Here is a 23,972-nt window from a genome sequence, read left to right as displayed (position 1 = left end):
AGCGTGGGAGAAAGTTGCTTCAAATCCGCCTAAACGCGATCAGGCCCGCCCTTGGGCACGTGCTGGCGGAGCTTCTGGCTGGTCTCCTCGTCCACCTTCACGGGCTCCTGGCCCTCATCCCCACGCAGGGACGGCTTGCTGGCGTCGTCCTGCTTTCCTTCAAAACCACTGTAATAGGACTTGGGCGGGCCAATGCCCAGCTCACCATTGGCGGCGGCGATGAAGAAGTTGGCGACGTCCTGGGTGGACGGCGGGTTGTAGCCGGCGGCGCGCAGTTCCTCGTCCGGGGCGACGATGAGCGTCGGCTCCTTGTCCGGGTTCTGGGCGTAGTCGAGGACCAGTTCGACGTAGGCCTCCAGCTCCATATCCAGGGACTTCGCGATGCGCTGGGTGTCTGGGTCCGCGAGCAGCTCGGCGCGGACATTCTCCACGGGGCGCTTCAGGCGGGGCTTCTGCTCGGACATGTCGGGGACTCCCGGAGGGCGTAGAAAGAACGACTCTCCCGGCAGGTTAGCGTCCCCTGCAACGAGGGGCCACCTTGGGCGCCCGGCCCTGCCCTGGGGCCGAGGTGCGGCACACCGGCCATCCCTAGCGTTGGAGCTGAACCGTCGTTCGGGGGACTCCAAACCATGGCCAATGTCTGCGACCTCTGCCACCAGCGCCCGGCGACCACCCGAGTCACTCGCGTCATGGGGAACCGGCGGACCACCGAGTCCTTGTGCGACGTCTGTAGCAGCCAGCGCTCGCGCTTCGGCCGCATGGGCTTGGGCACGTCGCTCTTCGACCAGTTCTTCAGTGACTTCGGAGAAGAGGACTTCGGGGGGCTGTCGCGTTCACTCCAGCAGCCGGTGGAGCGCTACGACATCACCGAGGCCTTCTCCGATGAGACGCGGCGCGTACTGGAAGCGGCCTTCGAGGCGGCGCGAAGCGCGGGTGCGGCTTCCATCGACACGGAGCACCTGCTGGTGGCGCTCGCGAAGGACCCGCTGGGAAGGACGGCGCTCAGCCGCATGAAGCTGGACCCGGCCCGCGTCGCCGAGCGCGCCGAGTCCGAGATGCGCCGTGGGAAGCGCCCCATGGAGCGTCCCGAGCTGTCGCCGCATGCGAAGCGCGCACTGGAACTCGCGTACCAGGAGGCCTATGAGTTGGGGCATTCCTATGTGGGGCCCGAGCACGTGCTGCTGGGGTTGCTCCACGAAGGCGAAGGCCTGGCGTCGGAGATTCTGCGCGAGCAAGGGGCCCAGCACGGCAAGGCACGCGCGGCCGTCGCGGAAGCGCTGGCACCTTCATCCGAGGCACGTCGGTCGCCCACGCCAACGCTGGACGAGTACTGCCGCGACCTCACGAGCCTGGCCTCGGAAGGGAAGCTGGACCCGGTGGTGGGGCGGGCCAACGAAATCGAGACCACGCTCGAAATCCTCTCGCGTCGCACCAAGAACAACCCCGTGCTCATCGGGGAGCCGGGCGTGGGCAAGACGGCCATCGTGGAGGGCATTGCCCAGCGCATCATCTCCGCCGCGGTCCCGGACACGTTGCGCGACAAGCGCGTGCTGCAACTGGACCTGTCCGGCCTGCTCGCGGGCAGCAAGTACCGCGGCGAGTTCGAGGAGCGGCTGAAGAAGGTCATGGACGAGGTGAAGGAGCACAGCGAGGAAATCGTCCTCTTCATCGACGAGATTCACACCATCGTCGGGGCGGGCGCGGCGGAGGGAGCCATGGATGCGGGCAACATGCTCAAGCCCTCCCTGGCGCGCGGCGAGCTGCACGTCATTGGCGCGACGACGCTGGACGAGTACCGCAAGCGCATCGAGAAGGACGCCGCGCTCGAACGCCGCTTCCAGCCCGTGGTCGTCCCGGAGCCGACGGCCGAGCAGGCCATCGAGATTCTGCGAGGCCTCAAGGACCGCTACGAGTCCCACCACCGCGTGCGCATCGCGGATGAGGCGCTGGTGGCGGCGGTGGAGCTGTCGGACCGCTACGTCACCGGGCGCTTCCTGCCGGACAAGGCCATCGACCTGGTGGACCAGGCTGCGGCCCGGGTGCGCTTGCGGCTCACGCTGCCGCCGGAGCGGCTGGTGAACGCCGAGCATGAGGTGGTGAAGGTGAAGCGCTCGCTCGACGAAGCGCGAGGCCGGAAGGCGGGGCCGCGCATCCAGGAGCTGGAGTCGAAGCTGAACGCCGCCGAGCGCGAGGTCCAGAGCGCGCAGAAGGAGCGCCGCACGCAGAAGTCCGGTGAGACGCCGGAGGTCCGCGCCGAGGACGTGGCGGAGGTGCTGTCGCGCATGACGGGCATCCCCGTGACGCAGATGACGGAGGACGAGCGCAAGAAGCTGCTGGAGCTGGAGTCGCGGCTGCACGAGCGCGTCATCGGACAGGACGAGGCCATCCGCGTGCTGTCACAGGCCATCCGGCGGGCGAGGGCGGGGCTCAAGGACGAGGCGCGTCCCATCGGCTCCTTCCTCTTCCTGGGCCCCACGGGCGTGGGCAAGACGGAGCTGGCGAAGACGCTGGCGGAGCTGCTCTTTGGTGACGAGAAGGCGCTCATCCGCTTCGACATGAGTGAGTACATGGAGAAGCACACCGTGAGCCGGCTGGTGGGCGCGCCGCCAGGTTACGTCGGCTACGAGGAGGGCGGGCAGCTCACGGAGGCCGTGCGGCGGCGGCCCTACAGCGTGCTCCTCTTCGACGAGGTGGAGAAGGCCCACCCCGACGTGTTCCACATGCTGCTCCAGGTGCTGGATGACGGGCGGCTCACGGACGCGCAGGGCACGGTGGTGAACTTCAAGAACACCGTCATCATCGGCACCAGCAATCTGGGCTCGCACCTCATCCAGGAATCCACCGCGCGGAAGGAACCGCAGGAGCGCATGCGGGAGCGCGTCATGGGCGTGCTCAAGGGGCACTTCCCGCCCGAGTTCCTCAACCGCATCGACGAGACGGTGGTCTTCGAGCCGCTCAACCGCGCGCAGTTGCGAGCCATCGTGGACTTGATGCTGGAGAAGACGCGCCGCCTGCTGCACGGCCAGGGCATCGCGCTGGAGGTGACGCCCGCGGCGCTGGAAGCGCTGGTGGACAAGGGATGGGACCCAACCTTCGGCGCGCGTCCACTCCGGCGTGAAATCCAGCGCGCCATCGAGGCACCGCTCGCGGAGAAGCTCATCTCGGGCGACATCCATGAGAACAGCCGCGTGAGAGCGGACTTCAAGGATGGAAAATTCCGGTTTGACGAAGTGGAGGCCGCTGAGGCGGAAGGCGAGCCGGCTGAAGCGAGTGCCGTTCACTGAACCGTCACGTGTGGGGTCATCCTGGCCCCCGAACATTCGCCTTGTAGTTGGTACGGACATGCCGGAGCCTTGGCGTGATGCAGCCATCTCTTCCGGTCATGGCCTCGCTCTCCGCCCTCCTGCTGGCGGGAGGGTGCAAGCGGGAGCCCGATGCCGCGGCGGCGCAGGTTCCCGCGCTGCCCGAGGTTGCCCCCAACGTGCTGCGACCCGTGGAAGCCTTCGCGACCATCCTGGACCGGAAGGAGCGCTCCCGCGCGCTCTTCCTGGAGGCCAGCCGCGTCTTCTTCCACCCGCGGTGCGCGAACTGTCACCCGGCGGGTGACAGCCCGCTGCAAGGTGACGAAGGCCAGCTTCATGACCCGCCCGTGGTGCGCGGCCCCGACGACCAGGGCGCGGTGGGCATGGAGTGCACCAGCTGCCACCAGGACAAGAACCAGGACCTGGCCCGCGTGCCCGGCGCGCCGAAGTGGCATGTCGCTCCCATCGAGATGGCGTGGGTGGGCAAGAGCCCGCGCGAGGTGTGCGAGCAGCTCAAGGACACGAAGCGCAACGGCGGCAAGACGCCCGAGCAGATGATTGAACACAACGCCCACGACGAATTGGTGGCCTGGGGATGGAACCCGGGCTCGGGGCGTGAGCCCGCTCCGGGGACGCAGGCGCAGTTCGGCGCCATTGTCGCGGCCTGGGTGGAGACGGGCTCGGAGTGCCCGAGCGAGGAGGCACGGCCGTGACCGTTCGCGTTCGCATCAACGGTGAGGAGAAGGAGCTGGACGTCGACCCGGAGATGCCGCTGCTCTGGGCGGTGCGGGACGTGCTCGGGCTGACTGGCACGAAGTACGGCTGCGGTCAGGCGCTGTGTGGCTCGTGCACCGTCCACCTCGACGGGCAGCCTGTTCGCGCGTGCGTGACACCCATCCGCCGCGCGGAGGGGCACTCGGTGACGACCATCGAAGGGCTGTCGCCCGACGGCAACCACCCGCTGCAAAAGGCCTGGGTGGAGCTGGGCGTGCCGCAGTGTGGCTTCTGCCAGACGGGGCAGATCATGTGCGCGGCGGCGCTGCTGGCGAAGAAGCCGCGGCCATCCGACAAGGAGATCGACCAGTCGCTCGCCGGCAACCTCTGCCGGTGTGGGACGTACACGCGAATCCGCTCGGCCGTGAAGAAGGCCGCGGGAATGTCCGAGGAGTGACGAGGCCGCCATGACGAAGCTGCTCACGTTGATTGGCCGGCGCTCGTTCCTGGAAGGCCTGAATCTGTCCGTGGGAGGACTCGCCCTGGGCGTCTTCTCCGGCGGCCTTGCCGTGGCGGCCAGTGATTCCTCCACGGCGAAGAGCGCTCCGGGGTTGAACCCGAACGTATTCGTCCACGTGGCGCCGGACGGAGCGGTCACCATCGTCTGTGCCCGCTCGGAGATGGGGCAGGGCGTGCGCAGCTCGCTGCCAGTGCTCGTCGCCGATGAGATGGGCGCGGACATGGCGCGGGTGACGGTGGCCCAGGCCGACGGTGACAAGGTCTACGGCGACCAGAACACGGACGGCTCCAGCAGCGTGCGGGGCGTGTACGACGACATCCGCCGCATGGGCGCCACCGCTCGGGTGATGTTGGTGGCCGCCGCCGCCCGCCGCTGGAAGGTGAAGCCGGAGGCGTGTGAAGCCCGGGACCACGCGGTGTTCCTCCGTGACGGCAAGCGCTCGCTGGGCTTCGGCGAACTGGTGGCCGACGCGTCGAAGCTGCCCATTCCAAAAGAGAAGGACGTCAAGCTGCGGCCGAAGAGTGAGCTGCGGATGGCGGGCAAGCCCATGCCGCTGCTGGACGGCCCGGCCTATGTGACGGGAACCGCGGTGTTCGGCGCCGACATCCGCTTGCCGGGCATGCTCATCGCGGTGGTGGCGCGTCCGCCTGTCGTGGGCGGCAAGGTCGTTCGCTTTGACGCCACCCGCGCGCTCGCGGTGCCCGGTGTGAAGAAGGTCCTCGAGTTGCCCGCGCCGAAGCCTCCCTACACGTTCCAGTTCTGGGGCGGGGTCGCGGTGCTCGCGGAGAACACCTGGGCGGCGATGCGCGGGCGCGAGGCCCTGGACATCACCTGGGAGGATGGGCCGAACGCGTCCTATGACTCGACGACGTACCGGGAGCAGCTGACGGCGTCGATTCGCGAGCCGGGAACGGTGGCGCGCAACGTCGGTGACATCGACGCGGCGCTCGCTTCCGCCGCTCGCGTCGTCCAGGCCGAGTACCACGTCCCCCACCAGTCCCACGTGCCCATGGAGCCTCCCGTGGCCCTGGCGCGGGTGGAGAATGGGACGTGTGAGGTCTGGGCGCCCACGCAGCATCCGCAGGCGGCGCGCAGCGTGGCGGCGGCGACGGCGGAACTCCCGGAGGAGAAGGTCCAGGTCCACGTCACGTTCCTGGGCGGAGGCTTCGGCCGCAAGTCCAAGGCGGACTTCATCGCCGAGGTGGTGTGGCTGGCGAAGGAAGCGGGCGCGCCCGTGCGCGTGCAGTGGACGCGCGAGGACGACGTCCGGCACGACTACTACCACTCCGTCAGCGCGCAGCAGCTCACCGCCGGGTTGGATGCGTCCGGCAAGGTCATCGCGTGGCGGCACCGCACGGCGTTCCCTCCCATTGCGTCCACCTTCGGGCAGGCGACGCGGCCCAGCCCGGCGGACCTCCAGCAGGGCGTGCTCGACCTGGCGCTCTCCGTGCCCAACGTCCGGGCGGAGACCTGCGAGGCGCCTCCGCACGTGCGCATCGGCTGGCTCCGGTCCGTCTACAACATCTTCCACGCCTTCTCCGTGAACGCGTTCGTGGACGAGCTGGCGCACATCCGTGGCGCGGACTCGCGCGAAATGCTCCTGGAGGTGCTAGGGCCGCCGCGCAAGGCGTCGCTCCAGGAGCTGGGCATCACCGCGCTCCGGAACTACGGCGCATCCGTGGAGGACCACCCCGTGGATACGGGGCGCTTGCGCGGTGTCATCGAGCGCGTGACGGCGATGTCCGGCTGGGATGCGCGCAAGGCGAATGGCCGGGCGCTGGGGCTCGCCGCGCACCGCAGCTTCCTCAGCTACGTGGCCGTGGTGGCCTCGGTGGTCAAGGATGACCAGGGGCGCATCCGCGTCGACGAGGCGTGGGTGTCGGTGGATGCCGGGACGATTCTCAATCCGGAACGCGTGCGCTCGCAGATGGAGGGCTCGATCATCTTCGGCATGAGCATCGCGTTGCATGGCGCAGTCACCATGAAGGGCGGCGTGACGGAGCAGTCGAACTTCCGCGACCTCAAGCTGGTGCGCATCGGCGAGGCGCCGCGGAAGATTCATGTCGACATCGTCCCCAGTGAGCTGCCGTCCGGGGGCATTGGCGAGCCCGGCGTGCCTCCGGTGGCGCCCGCCATCATCAACGCCATCTTCGCGCTCACGGGAACGCGCATCCGCGAGCTGCCGGTGTCCCGCACGCTCTCCGTTTGAGTGCCACGGGGGCGCACTGCGCCCCCGCTTCGTCCCGTGCCCGGCGGTGGCGTTCCGGGCACGGAGACGGCGGCCTCAGATTTCGTGCGCGGTCTGCTCGTAGACGACGACCTTGTACGACTGGGGGAAGAGGATGACGTTCAGCGTCCGCCAGTTGTCTCCGTTGGGGCCGGTGGAGAACTCGCGGTAGTACCGCTTCACCTGCACGTTCTCCGTACCGTTGCCGTAGGTGGCGAGGATGGCCGGGTGCAGCGGGCGGAACTGCCAGTACATGGACGTCTCCAGTTGCGCGTACGTCAGCACGAGCGGCGCCGGGTCATTGAGATAGCCCCGGTACTGCCCCCTGGCCAGGATGGCCGCGGCCGCCGTGTCCAGCGTCGTCTCGCCAGAGTAGGTCCACGCGAAGTCGAACGCAGTCAGGTGCGAGATGTTGTCCTCGCGCACGATGTTGCCCGCGTCCAGCGCGGACTGGAGGCCGGCGGTGATGGGACTCTGGACCAGCGTGAGCGCATGGCCCGTCGGCGCGGGCTGCGGGTTGGGCAGGCACGCCCCGCCCACGCAGTCCACCTGGAGCCGGAACTGCTTGCCACCGCCGTTGATGAAGCCGACCACGGCCAGGTACTCGCCGTCCTGCGGCAGCGTCACCAGGCCCACCTTGCTGAGTTGCCCGTAACCAGAGTCGTCGTCTTGGGCCAGCACGGTGTCGCCGTAGCTACCGTTCGCATCCTTGGGGCCGTACAGGAACAGGCCGGTGTCCAGGTACATGGAGCTGCCCAGGTGCGTGACCTCGAGCTTGAGCTGCGAGCCCGCCTGCACCTGCACCCGGTATCCGTAGTAACCCGGCTGGGCTGACGCGCCGTCCTGCTGCGCGCCGCCCACCGCCACGGTGCCGACGTACAACATGCTGTCCGCGATGTTGCCGCTGGCCGGCACCGGTGGCGCGGAGATGAGGGACTGCGCGCGCTCGCTCAGCGCGTCCTCGGCGCCGGCGGCGTCAGGTGCTCCACCGCAGGCACTCAGCACGCCCAGCGGCATCATCCACAGCAGTGCTCCCTTCAGGCTCCGACGCATCGTTTCGACCTCATTGAGAAGGCGGAGGCGCGGGGGGGCCGCGTGCCTTCACTTCAGGTGTGGGTCGCCCGTATGCCACAGAGTCCTTTTGAACTCATGTAAACTATGTATTTATTGGTAATCCAGGTCCCTGCCATTGGAACAACATCCCGCCAATCCATTGGCAGGTGTGATGACAGGTGGGCGGAGCGCCTGTATCCAGGGGGCATGACGCAGAGCACGCCAGAAGGTGTGGACGCGCGCGGCTTCCGGGATGCGATGGCCCGGTGGGCCAGCGGCGTGGCCGTGGTGGCGATACGGGACGCCGAAGGCCTGCGGGCGACGACGGTGAGTTCCTTCAGCTCCCTGTCGCTGGAGCCGCCGCTGGTGGTGGTGGCGCTGACGGAGGCGTCCCGCACGTTGAAGCGGGTAGAGGCCTCCGGCGTCTTCACGCTCAGCATCCTGTCCGCCGCACAACGTTCCATCTCCGTGCGGTGCGCGAAGGGTGAGCTCGATGCGCAGCTCTTCGACGCCGGCGCCTTCGTGCGGGACAGCCTGGTAGGGCTGTCATGCCAGGTCCATGGCCTGCACCGTCACGGTGACCACACGCTGATTGTCGGCCGCGTCACACGTCTTCATGAGGGACGTCCGCAGGAGCCCCTTCTTTATTGGGAGCGGGGCTATCGAACCGTGACCTCTCTGCCGCCGTCTGATAGCGATGGCGCCTGACCTCTCACACCGAAAGGAAACGACCATGCCGTTCACGTTGCCTGATCTGCCTTACAAGAAGGACGCCCTCGTACCGCACATGAGCGCGGAGACGCTCGAGTTCCACCACGACAAGCACCACGCCGCCTACGTCAACAACCTGAACAAGCTCCTGGACGGCAAGCCGGAGGCGAACAAGTCGTTGGAGGAGGTCATCCTCAGCAGCGACGGTGGCGTGTTCAACAACGCCGCGCAGGTGTGGAACCACACCTTCTTCTGGCAGTGCATGAAGCCCGCTGGCGGCGGCAAGCCGACGGGTGAGCTCGCGGCGGCCATCGACCGTGACTTCGGCTCCTTCGACAAGTTCAAGGAGGAGTTCTCCACCGCCGCGGCCACGCAGTTCGGCTCGGGCTGGGCCTGGCTGGTGCTGGAGGGCGGCAAGCTCAAGGTCACCAAGACGGGCAACGCGGACCTGCCGATGAAGCACGGCCAGAAGGCCCTGCTGACCATCGACGTGTGGGAGCACGCGTATTACATCGACTACCGGAACGCGCGTCCGAAGTTCATCGAGACGTTCCTGACGCACCTGGTGAACTGGGACTTCGTGGCCCAGAACTTCAAGGGCTAGGTCGCACCGCACGCCCACGCACGGCGTCCATTGCTGGCCTGGGCGGCTTCGGAGGTCATTCGAGGCCGCTCAACGCAATCCGCCCCTCTGCTCCCACGCGGAGCGCCACCAGGGGCGGAGCGCTGGTGGCCTGAGCCGCCAGCCACCGCGCCAGGGGCGCGACCACCTGCTGCTCCACGGCGCGTTTGAGAGGCCTGGCCCCATAGCGTGCGTCGAAGCCGGTGCGTGCCAGGTGCTTCACCACGTCCTCGCCGAAGGTCACCTTCACGCCCCGGCGGCTGAGCCCCTCGCGAGAGAGGGCCGCCTCCAGCGCGCGCCGGGCGAGTGATTCGATGACGTCCTCCGTGAGCGCGCGGTAGGGCACCACCCGGTCCAGCCGGTTCAGCAGCTCGGGCCGGAAGAAGGCCGCCGCGGCCCCCAGGTAGTGCGCAGCGCGCTCCTGGACGCCGCGCTCCCCAAAGCCCAGCGAGCGCCCCGCGCTGTCCGCGCCCAGGTTGCTGGTGAGCAGCACCACGGTGTTGCGGAAGCTGACGGTGCGGCCCGTGGCGTCGGTGAGGCGCCCTTCGCCCAGCACCTGCAACAGCAGGTCATGGACGCCCGCGTCCGCTTTTTCGATTTCGTCCAGCAGCACCACGCCGAAGGGCTGCTCGCGGACGCGCCGCGCCAGGCTGCCTTGTTGGCCTCCCGCTTCTCCCACCAGCCGGGTCGCGCTGCCGGGCGCGGCGTACTCCGCCATGTCGAAGCGCGCCAGCCGGGCCACGTCGCCAAACAGGTACTCCGCTAGCGCGAGCGCCGACTCCGTCTTGCCCACGCCGGTGGGGCCCAGCAGCAGGAAGGCGCCCAGCGGACGCGAGGGGTCCGCCAGGCCCGTCTTCAGCGTGACGACCAGGTTGCGCAGCAGGAGGGTGGCCTCGTCCTGGCCCACCACGCGCTCGCGGAAGCGGCGGAGCAGGGCGTCCGGGTCCAACCGGATGGCGGAGTCCACCAACTCGAGCGGATACCCGGTCCGGGTGCAGAAGGCGCGCGTCACCGAAGCCGCGTTCACTTCTCCGGCCGCGCCGGGTTCCGTGCTGGCGGCGCGCAGCAGGGACACTGCGCCTCCGGGCGAAGGGCCCGAGCCGAAGCGCTCCGTGAGTTCGCCAGCGCGGTCCAGCGCGTCGGGCGTGAAGCGCACCTTGCGAGCGCGGCCCACCCGATGCGAGGCCTGCTGAAGCGCGGTGCGTGCGGCCTGGGCCGAAAGGGGCGCCACGGCGATATGCCGGAGCGATTGCAGGAACGCGGCGTGGGTCCGCTCCGCGCGGGCCACGTCCTCGGGGGTTGCCTCCAGGACGAGTGAGACCTCGCCACTTTCCAACGCGGGCAGCAGTTGGCGCGCCACATCCAGCCCCGTGTCGCCGGCACCCAGGGACAGCAGCTCCGACAGGCTGTCGAGGTGCAGCACGGCCCGGCGAACACGCAAGGCCTCCACCATGTGCTTCACGCGCTCCTGCCACTGTCCCAGGTAGCGCATGCCCGCCATGATGCGGCCTCCGGAGGAGCTGAAGACCTCCAACCCGTGAAGCGGCGAACCCGTGGTGGCCGCCTCCGCGCGTTGCACGAGTTCATGAACCAGGGCCGTCTTGCCGACGGACGACGGGCCCACCAGGAGCACGCTGGCTCGGGTTCGCGAGGTGACGGCCTCCGCGAGCCGGGACACCTCCAGGTCCCGTTCCCAGGCGCGTTCCAGCAAACCCGCGCGTGCTTCCTCATTGAGACACCGGCTGGCTTCCGCGAGCCCCGGTGGTGGCGCCTGGCGCCGCTGCGGCTTCGCGGCATCGAGCGCGCGGGCACGCGGCGTGTCCCGGAAGCGGACCGGCACCGACAGCGTCTCTACCTGTTCCTCGCCCACGTAGGCCAGCGAGTGCAGCCGGTCGAGCGACGCGAGATAGAGCTCGTGGCGGACCATCTCCTCGACGAAGGGCTCCAGGTCCGCCGCATCGTGCAGCGTGCCCTTGACGTCCACGCGGGGCACCCACACTCGTAGGGCCTGGCGCGCCAGTGCTCCCTTGCGTGCGGGGCGGGCCTTCACCCCGTGCGTGAGCACGGTGAGGCGCAGGGGGACGGACAGCATCTTCCCGTGTTCGAGCGCGCGCACCGTCAGCGTCGTCTTCCGCTGGCGCAAATCGCTCCAGTGGGTCTCCTCGTCCCAGAGCTCTCCTCGCTTGAGGAGCCGCCCCACCACCGCCGCGATGTCGAGCCTCGCGGCGTGCAGCGTCGGCGCGAAGGCCGCCAGGTGCGGGTGGGTGAGGACGTGAGCCGCCACGCCCAGCCCGGGATAGGTGCGCACGAAGAGGTGGACGTTCTTTTCCATGTCAGTCGTGTCCCTGGCTGGGTTCCCGGAGCACCCTCGCGGCCCATGCGAGCGCCTCCCTGGGGCGGCGTCCGTTCGCGACGTGCGTGAGTTCGGTCGAGTCGTGGGGCCGTCCAGTCGTGACACCCTCGCGGCCACGCAGGATGACGTGGCTGGCCGCGCCCACTGACGCGGCGCCGCTCCGACGGGCTTCGCGTTCGCGGACGACTGCCTCATCCCATGCCGCCATCACGCGCGGCACGTCCTCGAGACTCCCCACGTCTTCGGACAGGTGCTCCAGGCGGACCAGGACCTGGCGCGGCCCATCGCCATGGACGAGGTCCACCAGCGCATAGCCTCGAAGGGGCGCCAGCACCTCACGCAGGCCGATGGCCGACATCCGCACGGCGACACGCCGAAGCACCAGGTCCTCGGACCGCTCGTCTCCGGAGCGGAACCACTCGGTGCGCCCGTCGGCATGGACGGCTTCCAGGTACATCGCCGTCTCCCCGAGCGCGCTGGGGAGGGAGTGGGCCACGGTCCACACCGCGGATGGCGTCGCGTCGCCGAGCCCCTCCACCAACACCGTCACGACGTCCGTCCCCCGTGCCAGGTGCGTGAGCTGATGTTCGACCCAGGCGGTCTCGTCGCGAAGGGCCAACACGCGGGGCTGTGCGCGGCGGAGCTGTTCTTCGTTCGAGACGTGCAGCGGGCGCTCCTCATACGCAGGGCGCTGCCGCAGGCCCAGGTGGCCCACATGACTCGAGTGCGAAGTCAGCATCTGCTTCACGGTGGACTCAGGCGACGGCGCGTCCTGGAAGTCGCGCGGGACCAGCTCGTAGTCGCGGATGTCCGTGGCCTCGAGTGCCAGCCGATGCAGTCGCTCCGCCAGTTCTCCCGCCTCGGGCACCTCCTTCGTCGTCATCAACGCCGCCAGCCGCGAGCTGGTCTCCTCGAGCAGGCGGGAAACCTCCGCCAGGCTCCATGCAGAGGCCGGCCGCTCGGGTGCCCACGCAGGGGCGTTGACCAGCAGCTCCACCGACACGCGCATGTCGTTGCCCTCCCGCAGCAGCTCCACGCGCGCCAGGTCGTCCGCGCTCCGCCGCACCAGGTGGTGAGCCAGGGGCAACGTGAGGCGCTTCTCCAGGGCGCGCTTGAGGGGGCGGGCTCCGAAGCGTGGGTCGTAGGCCTCCTCCACCAGCAGGTCCAGCAGGCGCGGCTCGACCTCCACCAGCACGTTGCCCTGCCGGATGCCATGGCGCGACAGCAGGCCTTCGAGCGCGTGGTCCACCACCACGCGCAGCGCGGCGGGCGTGAGCGGACGGAAGGGCACCACCCGGTCCAGCCGGTTGAAGAACTCCGGGCGGAACCAGGCACGCACGGCTGAGAGGTAGTGCGCCTCCGCGCTGTCCGCGGTGCGGTGGAAGCCGGTGTGGGTGGCGGCCTCGCGCACGCCGAGGTTGCTCGTGAGCACGACGACGGACTGCCGGGCATCCACCGTGCGTCCCGCTCCGTCCGTCAGCCGTCCCTCACCAAGGAACTGGAGGAGGGCGTCGAACACGCGGGGATGGGCCTTCTCTACCTCGTCGAACAGCACCACGCAGAAGGGCTGGGTGCGCAGCGCGGTGGTCAGCTCACCGTCAGGCGCGCCGGGCCGCCCGAGCAGCCGGGTGATGCTGGAGGACGTGACGAACTCCGACATGTCGAAGCGGATGAGCCGCTGCTCTCCGCCGAAGAGCGTCCGCGCGAGCGCCTTCGCCGTCTCCGTCTTGCCCACGCCCGTGGGACCCACGAAGAGGTAGGTGGCCAGGGGCTTGTCGGACGGCTGGAGCGCGGACTGCAACGTGAGGATGGCGTCCACCACGGCTTCCACGGCTTCGGGCTGGCCCGCCACCTGCCGCTGCATCTCCCACGTCAGCGCTTCGCGCTTCTTCGGCTGGGCGCTGCCCAGAATGAAGTCCGGTAGGCCCGTCTGCTCCCGCATCGCGTCGATGACGTCCCCCGACGAAAAGCGCCGGGTGCCCGAGGTGCTGACGCCCTGTCGGGCCATGACCCGGCGGAGCAGGCGGACGGCCTTGCCCGGGAACGCCTCGTGCGACACGAAGCGCTCCTGCAAGGAGAGCAGGGTCTCCAGCGCCAGCGGCGAGAGCCGGACCGCGCTGTCCGTGCTTTCCGCCTCCAATTCTCGCACGGTGCCGAGGAGCGCGGGCAGCGTGGCACGCGCATCCAGTGCGGGGACGTGGATGACCCGGAAGAGCGAGGCGAGGGTTGGGGCTTCTTCCCGCACGCGCTCGAAGCGCTCGGGCGTGGACTCGGCGAGCACCGTGAGCTCGCCCCGGGCCATGTGAGGCTCCAGGAACTGCGCGACGTTGGTGCGCTCATTGCGCGTGCGGCCCGCGTAGACGAGCGAGGCCAGGTCGTCCACGTAGAGCAGGTCGCCGACCTCCATCAGCTCCTTCACCACGCCCCGCGCGCGGGCCTCCCACTGGCCCACGTACATCATGCCGGCGATGAACTGGTTGCCGTCCACGCGCCACACGTCGCGACGCACGCCCGCGGCGTCCTGCCGGGCGGTGAGCCGGCTCACCGCTTCATGAATCAGGGCCGTCTTGCCCGCGCCAGGTGGACCCACCAGCACCAGCGCGGATCCTTCGCGGCCTTCGAGCGCCTCCACGAGCTCGCGAACCAGCGCCTCCCGGCCGAAGCAGCGCTCCAGCGTGCCGTCTCGGGCACCGTGGCTCAGGTTGCGTGCCACGGCCCGGAGCTCCACCAAGGTGAGGCGCCGCCGGTTGCGGCGTTGCTCCCGCTGCTCCGGCGTTTCGGGCGCGGTGTCTTCCTTTTCCGGGTTCTTCGTCCGGCGGCGTCGCGCGGGCTGAGCCGGTCGCGGCGGCGTGCGTGGGAGGACGGAGGGAGCATAGGCATCCACCTCCAGGAGCTCCAGTTGCTCCCGGCCCTGGGTCCAGTGCGCGTCCAGGGAGTCCAGGTTGTGTTCCAGACACCATGCCACCAGCCGTCGCGCGAGCGCCTGGGGCAGGTCCGCGGGCTGATTCAGCGCGAAGCGCGCGGCGGGGAGCCGGGTGGGGGTGACGACCCAGAAGGTGTCACGGGGCCACTTCTCCAGCAGCACGGACATGGTGCCCTGGAGGACGACGCGCCGGTTCTTCTCCCGGTCCCTCCCTTCCGCATCGACGGTGACGCGCTTCAGGGCGAAGTGGGGTGGGAGCTGATACTGCGCCACCTGGGAGGGCGACTCGCGCTCGAAGCGCTCCATGACGCCGAGCGCGAGTTCGTCTCGCAGCATGGAGAGGCTGGGCCCCGCCTTGTGTAGCGCTGGGAAGAAGGCGGGCACCCAGGCCTCGACGAGCCGGCCGCTGAGCGGGGCCACCACGAAGGGAAGCTTCAGGTCCATGTCGTCAGTCCTCGTCCCGGTTGTTGAAGACGCGCCACTGCATCCAGGGTTCCAGCAGGGGCTCCAGGTCAGGCCCGTCCAGACCGAAGCGCTGCTGCACCCCGGTGCGAAGGTCCGTCAGCATCCCCTGGCCGGAACCGCTGCCCGACAGGCGCACCTGGCGGACCTCGTTTTTCGGCAGCTGCTTCTGCAACGTCTCCCGCGAGGAGAGGTCGAACAGCGAGAGGGGCCGCGGCTCGAAGTACGCATGCACCATCGAAATCTGACTGCCTTCGATGAAGCGATGCAGGCCGTGCTCGCCAGCGAGCAGCAGAGCGTGGGGGCCGCCCTTGACCTGAATCGCATAGGCGACCGGCTGTACGACGAGCTTGTCGAAGTCCTCATCGTTGGCCCACCGCCATTGCGGCGGCGGAGGGGTGCGATGAGCCTTCTCGCCGGCCTTGCGCTCGGGGACGGCGAGCAGTCCTCGCCGCTTCTCCATGGACTCTTTCTGGGCCCACCCCTCATAAGCCGTGGCGAGCATGCGTGCCTGCCTCCACGCGCCGCGACCTGGCACTAGGTAGAGGGTCGCGCCCTGTGACGGGGGAAAGAGGGAGGAGTAGATGCGTTGCCGGATGCGCGCGAAGGCCGCCTTCACCTGGCTTACCTCGCGGCTCAGGGACTCCACCTGATCCACGGTCCTGGACAGGTGGGCCTCGAAGAGCAGGTCCTCGATGGCCTCCGCCTGCTGGGCGCACTCCCGAAGCGACTGTTCCAGCGCTCGCGCCTCCGACGACTTGCGCGAGTTTTCTTCGGCCAGGGCCCGCTCCTCCCAATACGCGGTGTGCCGGGAGACCTTGTCGAAGACGGCCAGGACGCGGCGCAGGGAGTGCATGGGCGCGCAGCGGCTCCAACGCTGGACCTCCGCGCGCACGGTGGCCGCTTCCTCGAGGATCCGCTCGATGGCCTCCCGGCCCCCGCCCTCGGCGGCGCCGCCCAGGGACTCGGCGCGCAGTTCGAGTCCCGTGGTGCCCGCGTCCACCGTGAGGCTCGCCGGCCCCATGCGGGGATGCGCCGCGAGCCAGTCCGCCACGGGGACCACCAGCTCGCGCTCCAGCGCGCGCTTCAAGGGACGGGCGCCATAGCGCGCGTCGAAGCCGCGCAGGGCCAGCCAGTCCTGGGCGGCGGGGGTGACCTCCAGCAGGGCATCGTGGAGTGAGAGGCCAGGACGGCGGCACACGGCTTCGAGTTCGCGGACCACCAGCCGGCGCAGCAGCGGGGCGGACAGCGGCGAGAAGACGACTACGTCGTCCATGCGGTTGAACATCTCCGGACGGAAGAAGCGCTGCACCTCGGAGAGGTAGTGCGCGCGCAGGGAGGCCATGTCCGGGGCACCGCCCGACGCATCGAAGCCCACGCGGGCGCGCAGGGTGTCCGCGCCCAGGTTGCTGGTGAGGATGATGAGGGCGTTGCGGAAGTCGGTGAAGCGCCCTGAGGTATCGGTGAGGCGGCCTTCGCCCAAGACGCCCAGCAGCGCATCGTGAACGGCGGGGTGGGCCTTCTCCACCTCGTCCAGCAGCACCACGCAGAAGGGCTGCCGGCGCACCTCCGAGGTGAGGTAGCCCGGCGTCTCCCCGTCTCCCATCAACCGCAGCAGGGCGTCCGGACCGGCGTACTCACCCATGTCCAGGCGGACCATGCGCTCCTTCGCACCGAAGAGCAGCTCCGCCAGCGCCTTGGACAGCTCCGTCTTGCCCACGCCGGTGGGGCCCACGAAGAGCAGCACCCCCAGCGGGCGCCGCACGTCGGACATGCCGGCCTTGAGGACGGATACCACCGACGCCGCGCGCTCCACGGCGGCGTCCTGGCCCATCACCCGCGAGGCCAGGAAGTCGCGCACGTGTGCGGACGCCAGCGGCTGGTCGTCCCGGAGCAGGTGCTCGGGGATGCCGGACTCCGAGGCGAACTGGCGGATGGCCTCCAGCCGGGTGACGGAGGATCGCGAGGCTTGGGCACACGACGCCAGCAGCCGGCGCACGAAGGCCACGGTGTTGCCCACCTGGGCGCCGTAGGGCAGGAAGCGGCGGCACAGGAAGCGCGCCTCGTCGAGCGCGTCGGGCTGGACCTGCATCGCGGTGGCCGAGGCGTCATCCTCTGCCACCTTGGCGACAATGCGGCCGAGCGCGTCGGCCGTGGGCTCCGCGACGCGCACCACCGAGAAGAGCCGGGCGAAGCTGGTGTTGCGCTGCTCCACCTGGGCCCAGGTCTCCTCCGTGGCCTCGGCCACGACAGTCACATCACGCGCCGCGAGGAGTGGGAGCAGCAACTGGGCCACGTTCTGGTCACTGTGGGCGCTCTTGCCCGCGTCGAGGAGCTCCACGGCATGGCCCAGGGACAGCAGGGCCCGGGCCTCGGTGGCCTCACGGAAGGCGCGCAGCACTTGCTGCTGCCAGTCTCCGAAGAAGCCCTCGCCCGCGATGAGCCGACTTCCGTCGAGGAAGTAGAACGGGCGGGCGCGCTCGGCCTCGGTGGCGGTGGGGGCGCGCAGCGACTGGGCGAGCGCGTGGAGCACCGACGTCTTGCCCACGCCCGAAGGCCCCACCAGGACCACGGGTTCGGCGTCCTTGGCCGCGAGCCGGGTCCGGAGCAGGGTGACCAGCGCATCCTGCTCGTAGGCCGCGTCGAGCTGCCCTTCCTGCGCGAGCCGGTGCCAGGCCACGCCAACGCTGTCCAGGGTGGGCGTGGGCGGCGGCTTCGCGGGCGGCTCACCCGGGCCCCGATGCGCGGTGCGGCGGCGTGGCTCCCAGCTATCCAGGTCCAGCGCCTCCGTGTCTTCGTCCTCGTCGTCTTCCCGCGCGTCGTCCTCCGGGTCGGCGGGCGCGTCCGGTGGGCGCGGCGGTGGACGGATGTCCCGGTGCAGCTCGCGAGGCGTGAGGTCCGACAGGGCCCCAGGGGTGGCCCGTACTTCGATTTCCAGCAGGGACTCGGTGCCATCGGGGCGCAGGGCAAGGCGCTCCGCGTCCGACATTCCCTCCAGTCGGTCTCCCAGCAACTCCTGGGCCTCGGCGGGGAGTGTCTTGCCCTGGAACCAGTGGTGGCTGTTGAGGCGTGGCGCGTGGAGGCCCAGGAAGGCATTGAGCGTGGGGGCCACCACGGCGGACAGCGTCAGCGGCGCGAAGTGATTCTCCTCGGCGCCCCAGACGGGAATCCCGGGCAGCTCCACCGTTTCGAGCGTCCCTCCGGTGGGGGCGATGAACTCCGGCACGCGCCGCGGGTGGACGCGGGAGAGTTGGTCATCCAGCGCGAGCGTCAGCTCCTCGGTGGCGGCCTCCAGCGAGTCCGCGTGCACCGCGAGACGGCGCAGCGCCAGCGGCGTGAGCGTCACCCGGCCGCTGACGTGCCGCTGCAACCAGCATTGAAATCGGAAGTTCATGGGTGAGGGCTCGGGTGAAAACGGTGCCGTGCGTGACGGCATGCGCCCTCGGGAGCTGACCGGACCCGCTCACGACGCGGGCCCGGCCTGACAGTCCGTCGGATTCGTCAGGGGTGAAGCGCCAGGGCACCGTCGCGGCGGGGTGGAAAAGAAGAGGGGAGTTCCTGGAGGACTCGGGCGGTCGCGTTGACAGCGCCGCGGGCACCGGGGCATCGTGTGGGGATTGATGACGCGCTCGACCCACCAGACGTGTTGCTGCTGTCCGGCATCCGCGGTGGGCGTCCGTCCGCCAGTGGCCTGAGTGCCCTGGCTGAGCTGTATCCGGAAAGCCCACTGCCCGCGAGGGAGTGGGCTTTTGACTTTCTCGCGTGGCCCCCTGCTTCACCCCGAGGTCCCGCATGGAACGTCTCGCGCTGTTGCGCGCCAGGAACTGGATGCCGTTGGCCCTGCTGCTGTCCGTGGCGGGCTGTTCGCGCTCCTCCGGTGATGCGCCACCCGACGGGATGGTGACGTTGCTCAACGTCTCCTATGACCCCACGCGGGAGCTCTACGAGGACCTCAACGCGGCCTTCGCGAAGCACTGGGCGGCCACGCGTGGCCAGCAGGTGTCCATCCAGCAGTCCCACGGGGGCTCCGGCAAGCAGGCCCGGTCCGTCATCGAAGGATTGCGGGCGGACGTGGTGACGCTGGCGCTCGCGTACGACGTGGACATGCTGCACGAGAAGGCGCAGCTCCTTCCGGCGGACTGGCAGGCACGGCTGCCCCACAACAGCGCGCCGTATACGTCCACCATCGTCTTCGTGGTGCGCCAGGGCAATCCAAAGGCCATCCGTGACTGGGACGACCTGGTGCGCGAGGACGTCACTGTCATCACCCCGAACCCGAAGACGTCGGGCGGCGCGCGGTGGAACTACCTGGCCGCGTGGGGACAGGCGCTGAGAGTCGAGGGCGGTAGCGAGGCCCGGGCCCAGGCGTACGTGGAGAAGCTGTTCCGCAACGTGCCGGTGCTCGACTCGGGCGCGAGGGGCGCCACCACCACCTTCGCCGAGCGGGGCCTGGGGGACGTGCTCCTCGCATGGGAGAACGAGGCCTTCCTCCTCACCCGCGAGGTGGGGCAGGCGCGCTTCGAGGTCGTCATTCCCTCGGTGAGCATCCTCGCCGAGCCGCCCGTCGCCGTGGTGGACCACAACGTGGACCGCAAGGGCACCCGGGCCGTGGCGGAGGCGTACCTGGCGTACCTCTATTCGGACGAGGGCCAGGAGACCGCGGCGCGGCACCACTTCCGGCCGCGCTCGGAGGTCGTGGCCGCGAGGCATGCGTCCGACTTCCCCGGCCTGAAGCGCCTCACGCTGGCGGAAGTCGCGGGCGACTGGCGGCGGGCGCAGGCCACGCACTTCGCCGACGGCGGCCTCTTCGACCGCATCTACGCGCCCCGCGCGGACTGAGGACACCCCGCCATGTCCCGTCCTACTCGCCACCGGGTGCTCCCGGGGTTCCGCCTGTCGCTGGGCTTCAGTTGGTTCTACCTGGGCCTCATCGTCCTCATTCCGCTCTCCAGCCTCTTCCTGCGGACCTTCTCCCTGAGCTGGGAGGAGTTCTGGGGCACCGTGACGACGCCGCGCGCGCTTGCCGCGTACCGGCTCAGCTTCGGGGCCTCGCTGGCCGCCGCGCTCGCCAACGTCGTCTTCGGCCTGCTGGTGGCCTGGGTGCTGGTGCGCTACCGCTTCCCCGGCCGCGACGTGTTGGAGTCCCTGGTGGACCTGCCCTTCGCGCTGCCCACCGCCGTGGCCGGGCTCACGCTCACGACGTTGTTCTCCTCGAAGGGGTGGTACGGCCAGTACCTCGAAGCGCTGGGCCTCAAGGTGGCCTACACGTCGGTGGGCGTGGCCATCGCGCTGACGTTCATCGGGTTGCCCTTCGTGGTGCGCACCGTGCAACCCGTGCTGGAGGACATTGACGTGGACGTGGAGGAGGCCGCGGCCACGTTGGGCGCCTCTCCGTGGCAGACCTTCCGGCGCGTCCTCTTTCCCGCGCTCTTCCCCGCGCTGCTCAGCGGCTTCACGCTGGCCTTCGCCCGCGCGCTGGGTGAGTACGGCTCCGTCGTCTTCATCTCCGGCAACATGCCGCTGCGCACGGAGATTGTCCCGCTGCTCATCATCACCCGGCTGGAGCAGTACGACTACGCGGGGGCGACGGCCATCGCCATCGTCATGCTGGGGGCGTCGTTCTCTCTGCTGCTGGCCGTCAACCTGCTCCATCGCTGGAGCCAGCGTCGGCTGGAAGCCCGGCCGGGAGCGTGAGCGCCATGTATCCGTCCACCCTTGTCTTGCGCCGAAGCGCGCGCAGCCTGAGCGGCCCGGCGTTCGTCCGTTGGGGGCTCATCGGCGCGGCGGTGCTGCTGCTGGGCGTCTTCCTCATCGTCCCGCTGGTGGCCGTCTTCACCTTCGCCTTCCAGAAGGGCTGGGAGGCCTACGTCTCCGCCCTGACGCACCCGACGGCGCTGGCGGCCATGCGGCTGACGCTGCTGGCCGCGCTCATCGCCGTGCCCTTCAACCTCGTCTTCGGCCTGGCCGCGTCGTGGCTCATCGCGCGGTTCCAGTTTCGGGGACGCTCGTTGTTGATGACGCTCATCGACCTGCCCTTCAGCGTGTCGCCCGTCATCGCGGGGCTCATCTTCGTGCTGCTCTTCGGCCGGCAGGGCTGGCTGGGGCCGTGGCTTCTGGACCACGACGTGCGCGTCATCTTCGCCGTGCCCGGCATCGTCCTGGCCACGGTGTTCGTCACCTTCCCCTTCGTCGCGCGCGAGGTCCTACCCGTGATGGAGGCCCAGGGCAGCGACGAGGAAGAGGCGGCGCTGACGCTGGGCGCGAGCGGCTGGCGCACCTTCCTGACTGTCACGTTGCCGAAGGTGAAGTGGGGCGTGCTGTACGGCGTCATCCTCTGCAACGCGCGAGCAATGGGGGAGTTCGGCGCCGTGTCCGTGGTGTCCGGCCACGTGCGTGGAGTGACGACGACGCTGCCGCTGCACGCGGAGATTCTCTACAACGAGTACGACCTGGCCGGCGCGTTCGCCGTGGCGTCGCTGCTGACGCTGCTCGCGCTCGTGACGTTGGTGGTGAAGAAGTTCGTGGAGTGGAGGAGTCCGCCGTCATGAGCATCGTCGTCGAGCAGCTCGCCCGCCGGTTCAATCGGAATGGCAGTCCCGCCGTGTCCAGGGTGTCCTTCCAGGCCCCCGAGGGTGCCATCACATCGTTGCTGGGGCCGTCCGGCGCGGGCAAGTCCACGTTGCTGCGGCTCATCGCCGGGCTGGAGATTCCCGACGAAGGCCGTGTCCTCATTGACGGCGTGGACTGCACGCAGATGCCCGTGCAGCAGCGTGGCGTGGGGGTGGTCTTCCAGAGCTACGCGCTCTTCAAGCACCTCACGGTCCGGCAGAACGTGGCCTTTGGCCTGGAGGTCCGGCGCGTCCCCAAGGCGGAGCGCGAGGCCCGTGTGGAGGAGATGCTCCGCATGGTGCAACTGGAGCACCTGGGCGGCCGGTATCCCGGCCAGCTCTCCGGCGGGCAGCGACAGCGCGTGGCCTTCGCGCGCGCCCTGGCCATTCGTCCTCGCGTGCTGCTGTTGGACGAGCCCTTCGGCGCGCTGGACACGCGGGTGCGCGAGGAGCTCCGGGAATGGCTCCATGCCCTGCACGAGCGCACGCGGCTGACGACGCTGTTGGTGACGCACGACCAGCAGGAGGCCCTGGAGATTTCCCAGCACGTGGTGGTGCTGAGCGAGGGGCGCGTTGCCCAGGCGGGCTCTCCCGCGGACATCTACGACCGGCCCGCGTCTCCCTTCGTCGCCTCGTTCATCGGAGGCGCCAGTGTGCTGCGTGGCCATGTCCAGGCGGGCAGGGCGGCCATGGGGGCGCTGTCCATGGCGGCTCCCGCCGCCGCGCGCGAGGGCGAACCGGTGCAGGCCTTTGTCCGTCCGCATGACATCAAACTGGCGAAGGTGCTCGCGGGCGCATCGAGCGCATCCACCGCCACCGGCCGCGTCGAGCGGCTCAAACCGGTGGGAGGCTACGTGAAGGTGTTCCTCCGTCTACCGAGCGGGGACGAAGTCACGGTGGAGGTGCCGCGCTCGGAGTTCGACGCGCTGGGCGTAGCGGAGGGGGACTCCGTGCGCGCCGATGTCCGGTCCGCCACCGTCTTCGTGGGGGACTACTCTATTTAGGCGGAAAGTCTTGAAAATCTAATATTTCTGCTAAAGCAGTTTGCGCGACGGGGGCGGGCGGCTATGTCCCAGGGGGAACCCCCTGGAGCGAGACATGCACAAACGACACGCATTGCGTTCGATGTTGTGGGCCGCGAGCAGCCTGGCGTTGGTTGGTGGCTGTTCCCCGGAGCCGGAGCTGTCCGACGCGGAGGCCCTTCCCCTGGTGACGCAGGAGCAGGGTGAGCGGGCCTATGACCCAGGGGCGGGCTGGAACCTGGTGTGGCAGGACGACTTCACGGGCAGCAGCCTCAACTCCGCCAACTGGACGGTGCTGACGAGCAACTTCGACCCCGTCACCAACAACTGCAACTTCGGCACGGGTGAGTTGGAGTACCCCCGCGCGCAGAACGTCACCGTCGCTGGCGGCAAGCTCATCCTCACCGCGCAGCGAACGGCGGATGCGCCCTTTGACTCGCGCTGCGCGGGCTACGGGCCGCGTTCGTATTACTCGGGCCGTATCCACTCGAAGGGCAAGGTGGAGCGCCGCTACGGCAAACTGGTGGCGAGCATCAAGGTGCCGTCCGGCTATGGCATGTGGCCCGCGTTCTGGACGCTGGGCGCGAACATCTCCAACGTCGGGTGGCCTCGAAGCGGCGAAATCGACATCCTCGAGTGGCACTCCAACGAGGCCTCGTGGATGAAGTCCGCCGCGCACTGGTTCGCCAATGGCGGGCAGCAGAGCTGGGGCACGGGCGCCAACCGCGGCTACAGCATCGCGGACAGCTTCCACACCTACGAGGTGGAGTGGACGGCGAACCGGATGATCTTCCGCCTGGATGGCCAGATTCAGGGGAACGTCTTCAACCACAACGAGCCCGCCTTCCAGCAGAACCACTACATCCTCCTCAACCTCGCCCTGGGCGGGAACTGGTACGGCCACCCGCACCCGGACGCCATTGGGCTGCCCTGGGGGCAGACGAAGACGATGGAGGTGGAGTGGGTGCGCTGGTACCAGGCGGGGAGCACGCCGCCGCCCGCGTCCGTCACCAACGCCAGCTTCGAGAACGATATGACGGGCTGGGCCACCTGGAGCCCCAACGGCACCGAGGCCGCGGACTTCAGCGAGACGTACAACGGGGGCCGCACCGGCGCGTACCACCTGACGCACTGGACGAACGGCACGCCGTTCGAGGTCTGGACGTACCAGCCGGTGTCGGGCCTCGCGTCGGGCACGTACAAGGTCCGCGCGTGGGTGCGAAAGAGCGGCACGTTCGACTTGTCGCGCCTCCAGGCCAAGACGTGTGGCGAATGCGCGCCTGTGTCCACCAACCTGGGGGACTATGGCGCCTGGACGATGGTGGAGACGCCGCCCATCTCCGTGACGGGAGGCTATCTGGAACTGGGCTTCCACACCCGCGCCACGGCGGGCAACTCCGCCAACTTCATCCACATGGATGACGTGGAGCTCATCCGCCTCTAGGCGCGGCGTGA

General features: G+C 69.3%; 16 protein-coding genes. 11 read left to right on the top strand and 5 right to left on the bottom strand.

All coding sequences use genetic code 11. The annotated features are described in order from the left end of the window. Positions 1-29: 29 nt before the first annotated feature. Positions 30-464 carry a hypothetical protein gene (locus BHS09_RS24450; RefSeq protein ID WP_140793710.1) on the bottom strand — a complete coding sequence of 145 codons (435 nt, stop codon included), beginning with the start codon at positions 462-464 and terminating at the stop codon, positions 30-32. Between the two features lie 165 nt (positions 465-629). Here BHS09_RS24450 and BHS09_RS24445 point away from each other — a divergent pair, with 165 nt between their 5' ends. The 4 genes from BHS09_RS24445 to BHS09_RS24430 all read left to right on the top strand — a co-directional run bounded on the left by BHS09_RS24445 (position 630) and on the right by BHS09_RS24430 (position 6,745). After that, positions 630-3,284 (top strand): ATP-dependent Clp protease ATP-binding subunit, encoded by a 2,655-nt coding sequence (locus tag BHS09_RS24445; protein ID WP_140793708.1) that lies wholly within the window; start codon positions 630-632, stop codon positions 3,282-3,284. 77 nt (positions 3,285-3,361) lie between these two features. Continuing rightward, the gene (locus BHS09_RS24440) at positions 3,362-4,015 is read left to right on the top strand and encodes an Isoquinoline 1-oxidoreductase subunit (RefSeq protein ID WP_174259328.1); all 654 of its coding nucleotides are present in this window, start codon (positions 3,362-3,364) and stop codon (positions 4,013-4,015) included. After that, positions 4,012-4,473 (top strand): (2Fe-2S)-binding protein, encoded by a 462-nt coding sequence (locus BHS09_RS24435; protein WP_140793704.1) that lies wholly within the window; start codon positions 4,012-4,014, stop codon positions 4,471-4,473. The genes BHS09_RS24440 and BHS09_RS24435 overlap by 4 nt, the downstream gene beginning before the upstream one ends. A 10-nt stretch (positions 4,474-4,483) precedes the next feature. Continuing rightward, on the top strand, positions 4,484-6,745 hold the full coding sequence (locus BHS09_RS24430) for a xanthine dehydrogenase family protein molybdopterin-binding subunit (RefSeq protein WP_140799233.1): 2,262 nt from the start codon (positions 4,484-4,486) through the stop codon (positions 6,743-6,745). A gap of 75 nt (positions 6,746-6,820) precedes the next feature. Here BHS09_RS24430 and BHS09_RS24425 read toward each other — a convergent pair whose 3' ends face one another. After that, positions 6,821-7,816 (bottom strand): hypothetical protein, encoded by a 996-nt coding sequence (locus BHS09_RS24425; RefSeq protein WP_140799231.1) that lies wholly within the window; start codon positions 7,814-7,816, stop codon positions 6,821-6,823. Positions 7,817-8,023: 207 nt separating this feature from the next. On the opposite strand from BHS09_RS24425, the gene BHS09_RS24420 reads away from it, so the two are divergent. Then, on the top strand, positions 8,024-8,524 hold the full coding sequence (locus BHS09_RS24420; RefSeq protein WP_140799229.1) for a flavin reductase family protein: 501 nt from the start codon (positions 8,024-8,026) through the stop codon (positions 8,522-8,524). A gap of 25 nt (positions 8,525-8,549) precedes the next feature. Then, positions 8,550-9,131, top strand: a complete 582-nt coding sequence (locus BHS09_RS24415; protein WP_140793696.1) for a superoxide dismutase — start codon at positions 8,550-8,552, stop codon at positions 9,129-9,131. Between the two features lie 55 nt (positions 9,132-9,186). Here the strand turns inward: BHS09_RS24415 and BHS09_RS24410 are convergent, their stop codons facing one another. Genes BHS09_RS24410 through BHS09_RS24400 form a run of 3 tightly spaced genes read right to left on the bottom strand, consistent with a single transcriptional unit; the run spans position 9,187 to position 18,281 of the window. Continuing rightward, positions 9,187-11,481: an AAA family ATPase gene (locus BHS09_RS24410; RefSeq protein ID WP_140799227.1), complete on the bottom strand. Its 2,295-nt coding sequence runs from the start codon at positions 11,479-11,481 to the stop codon at positions 9,187-9,189. Between the two features lies 1 nt (position 11,482). Beyond that, a complete protein-coding gene (locus BHS09_RS24405; RefSeq protein ID WP_140799225.1) occupies positions 11,483-14,869 on the bottom strand; it encodes an AAA family ATPase in 3,387 nt (1,128 codons plus the stop codon). 4 nt (positions 14,870-14,873) lie between these two features. Continuing rightward, positions 14,874-18,281: an AAA family ATPase gene (locus tag BHS09_RS24400; protein WP_237079798.1), complete on the bottom strand. Its 3,408-nt coding sequence runs from the start codon at positions 18,279-18,281 to the stop codon at positions 14,874-14,876. A gap of 434 nt (positions 18,282-18,715) precedes the next feature. Here BHS09_RS24400 and BHS09_RS24395 point away from each other — a divergent pair, with 434 nt between their 5' ends. The 5 genes from BHS09_RS24395 (at position 18,716) to BHS09_RS24375 (ending at position 23,961) form a co-directional block, all read left to right on the top strand. Further along, positions 18,716-19,726, top strand: coding sequence for a sulfate ABC transporter substrate-binding protein (locus BHS09_RS24395; RefSeq protein WP_140800751.1), 1,011 nt, complete (start codon positions 18,716-18,718; stop codon positions 19,724-19,726). Positions 19,727-19,738: 12 nt separating this feature from the next. Beyond that, the gene (cysT, locus tag BHS09_RS24390; RefSeq protein WP_140793688.1) at positions 19,739-20,581 is read left to right on the top strand and encodes a sulfate ABC transporter permease subunit CysT; all 843 of its coding nucleotides are present in this window, start codon (positions 19,739-19,741) and stop codon (positions 20,579-20,581) included. Between the two features lie 5 nt (positions 20,582-20,586). Then, positions 20,587-21,435, top strand: a complete 849-nt coding sequence (gene cysW / locus BHS09_RS24385; protein WP_140799221.1) for a sulfate ABC transporter permease subunit CysW — start codon at positions 20,587-20,589, stop codon at positions 21,433-21,435. After that, positions 21,432-22,499, top strand: a complete 1,068-nt coding sequence (locus BHS09_RS24380) for a sulfate/molybdate ABC transporter ATP-binding protein (RefSeq protein ID WP_140799220.1) — start codon at positions 21,432-21,434, stop codon at positions 22,497-22,499. Before cysW ends, BHS09_RS24380 begins: the two co-directional genes overlap by 4 nt. Before the next feature lie 94 nt (positions 22,500-22,593). Next, positions 22,594-23,961 carry a glycoside hydrolase family 16 protein gene (locus BHS09_RS24375; protein WP_140799218.1) on the top strand — a complete coding sequence of 456 codons (1,368 nt, stop codon included), beginning with the start codon at positions 22,594-22,596 and terminating at the stop codon, positions 23,959-23,961. Positions 23,962-23,972 lie beyond the last annotated feature (11 nt).

Origin of the sequence: Myxococcus xanthus, from assembly GCF_006402735.1 — a bacterium.
In the GTDB taxonomy this organism is placed as follows: domain Bacteria; phylum Myxococcota; class Myxococcia; order Myxococcales; family Myxococcaceae; genus Myxococcus; species Myxococcus xanthus_A.
This window is presented reverse-complemented; position numbering and strand designations above follow the sequence as displayed.

Coding starts and splice junctions, on each gene's coding strand:
- BHS09_RS24440 (WP_174259328.1), top strand. CDS start 3,362: ATGCAGCCATCTCTTCCGGTCATGGCCTCGCTCTCCGCCCTCCTGCTG.
- BHS09_RS24450 (WP_140793710.1), bottom strand. CDS start 464: ATGTCCGAGCAGAAGCCCCGCCTGAAGCGCCCCGTGGAGAATGTCCGC.
- BHS09_RS24425 (WP_140799231.1), bottom strand. CDS start 7,816: ATGCGTCGGAGCCTGAAGGGAGCACTGCTGTGGATGATGCCGCTGGGC.
- BHS09_RS24395 (WP_140800751.1), top strand. CDS start 18,716: ATGCCGTTGGCCCTGCTGCTGTCCGTGGCGGGCTGTTCGCGCTCCTCC.
- BHS09_RS24375 (WP_140799218.1), top strand. CDS start 22,594: ATGCACAAACGACACGCATTGCGTTCGATGTTGTGGGCCGCGAGCAGC.
- BHS09_RS24405 (WP_140799225.1), bottom strand. CDS start 14,869: ATGGACCTGAAGCTTCCCTTCGTGGTGGCCCCGCTCAGCGGCCGGCTC.
- BHS09_RS24415 (WP_140793696.1), top strand. CDS start 8,550: ATGCCGTTCACGTTGCCTGATCTGCCTTACAAGAAGGACGCCCTCGTA.
- BHS09_RS24400 (WP_237079798.1), bottom strand. CDS start 18,281: ATGAACTTCCGATTTCAATGCTGGTTGCAGCGGCACGTCAGCGGCCGG.
- BHS09_RS24410 (WP_140799227.1), bottom strand. CDS start 11,481: ATGGAAAAGAACGTCCACCTCTTCGTGCGCACCTATCCCGGGCTGGGC.
- cysW (WP_140799221.1), top strand. CDS start 20,587: ATGTATCCGTCCACCCTTGTCTTGCGCCGAAGCGCGCGCAGCCTGAGC.
- cysT (WP_140793688.1), top strand. CDS start 19,739: ATGTCCCGTCCTACTCGCCACCGGGTGCTCCCGGGGTTCCGCCTGTCG.
- BHS09_RS24380 (WP_140799220.1), top strand. CDS start 21,432: ATGAGCATCGTCGTCGAGCAGCTCGCCCGCCGGTTCAATCGGAATGGC.
- BHS09_RS24445 (WP_140793708.1), top strand. CDS start 630: ATGGCCAATGTCTGCGACCTCTGCCACCAGCGCCCGGCGACCACCCGA.
- BHS09_RS24420 (WP_140799229.1), top strand. CDS start 8,024: ATGACGCAGAGCACGCCAGAAGGTGTGGACGCGCGCGGCTTCCGGGAT.
- BHS09_RS24430 (WP_140799233.1), top strand. CDS start 4,484: ATGACGAAGCTGCTCACGTTGATTGGCCGGCGCTCGTTCCTGGAAGGC.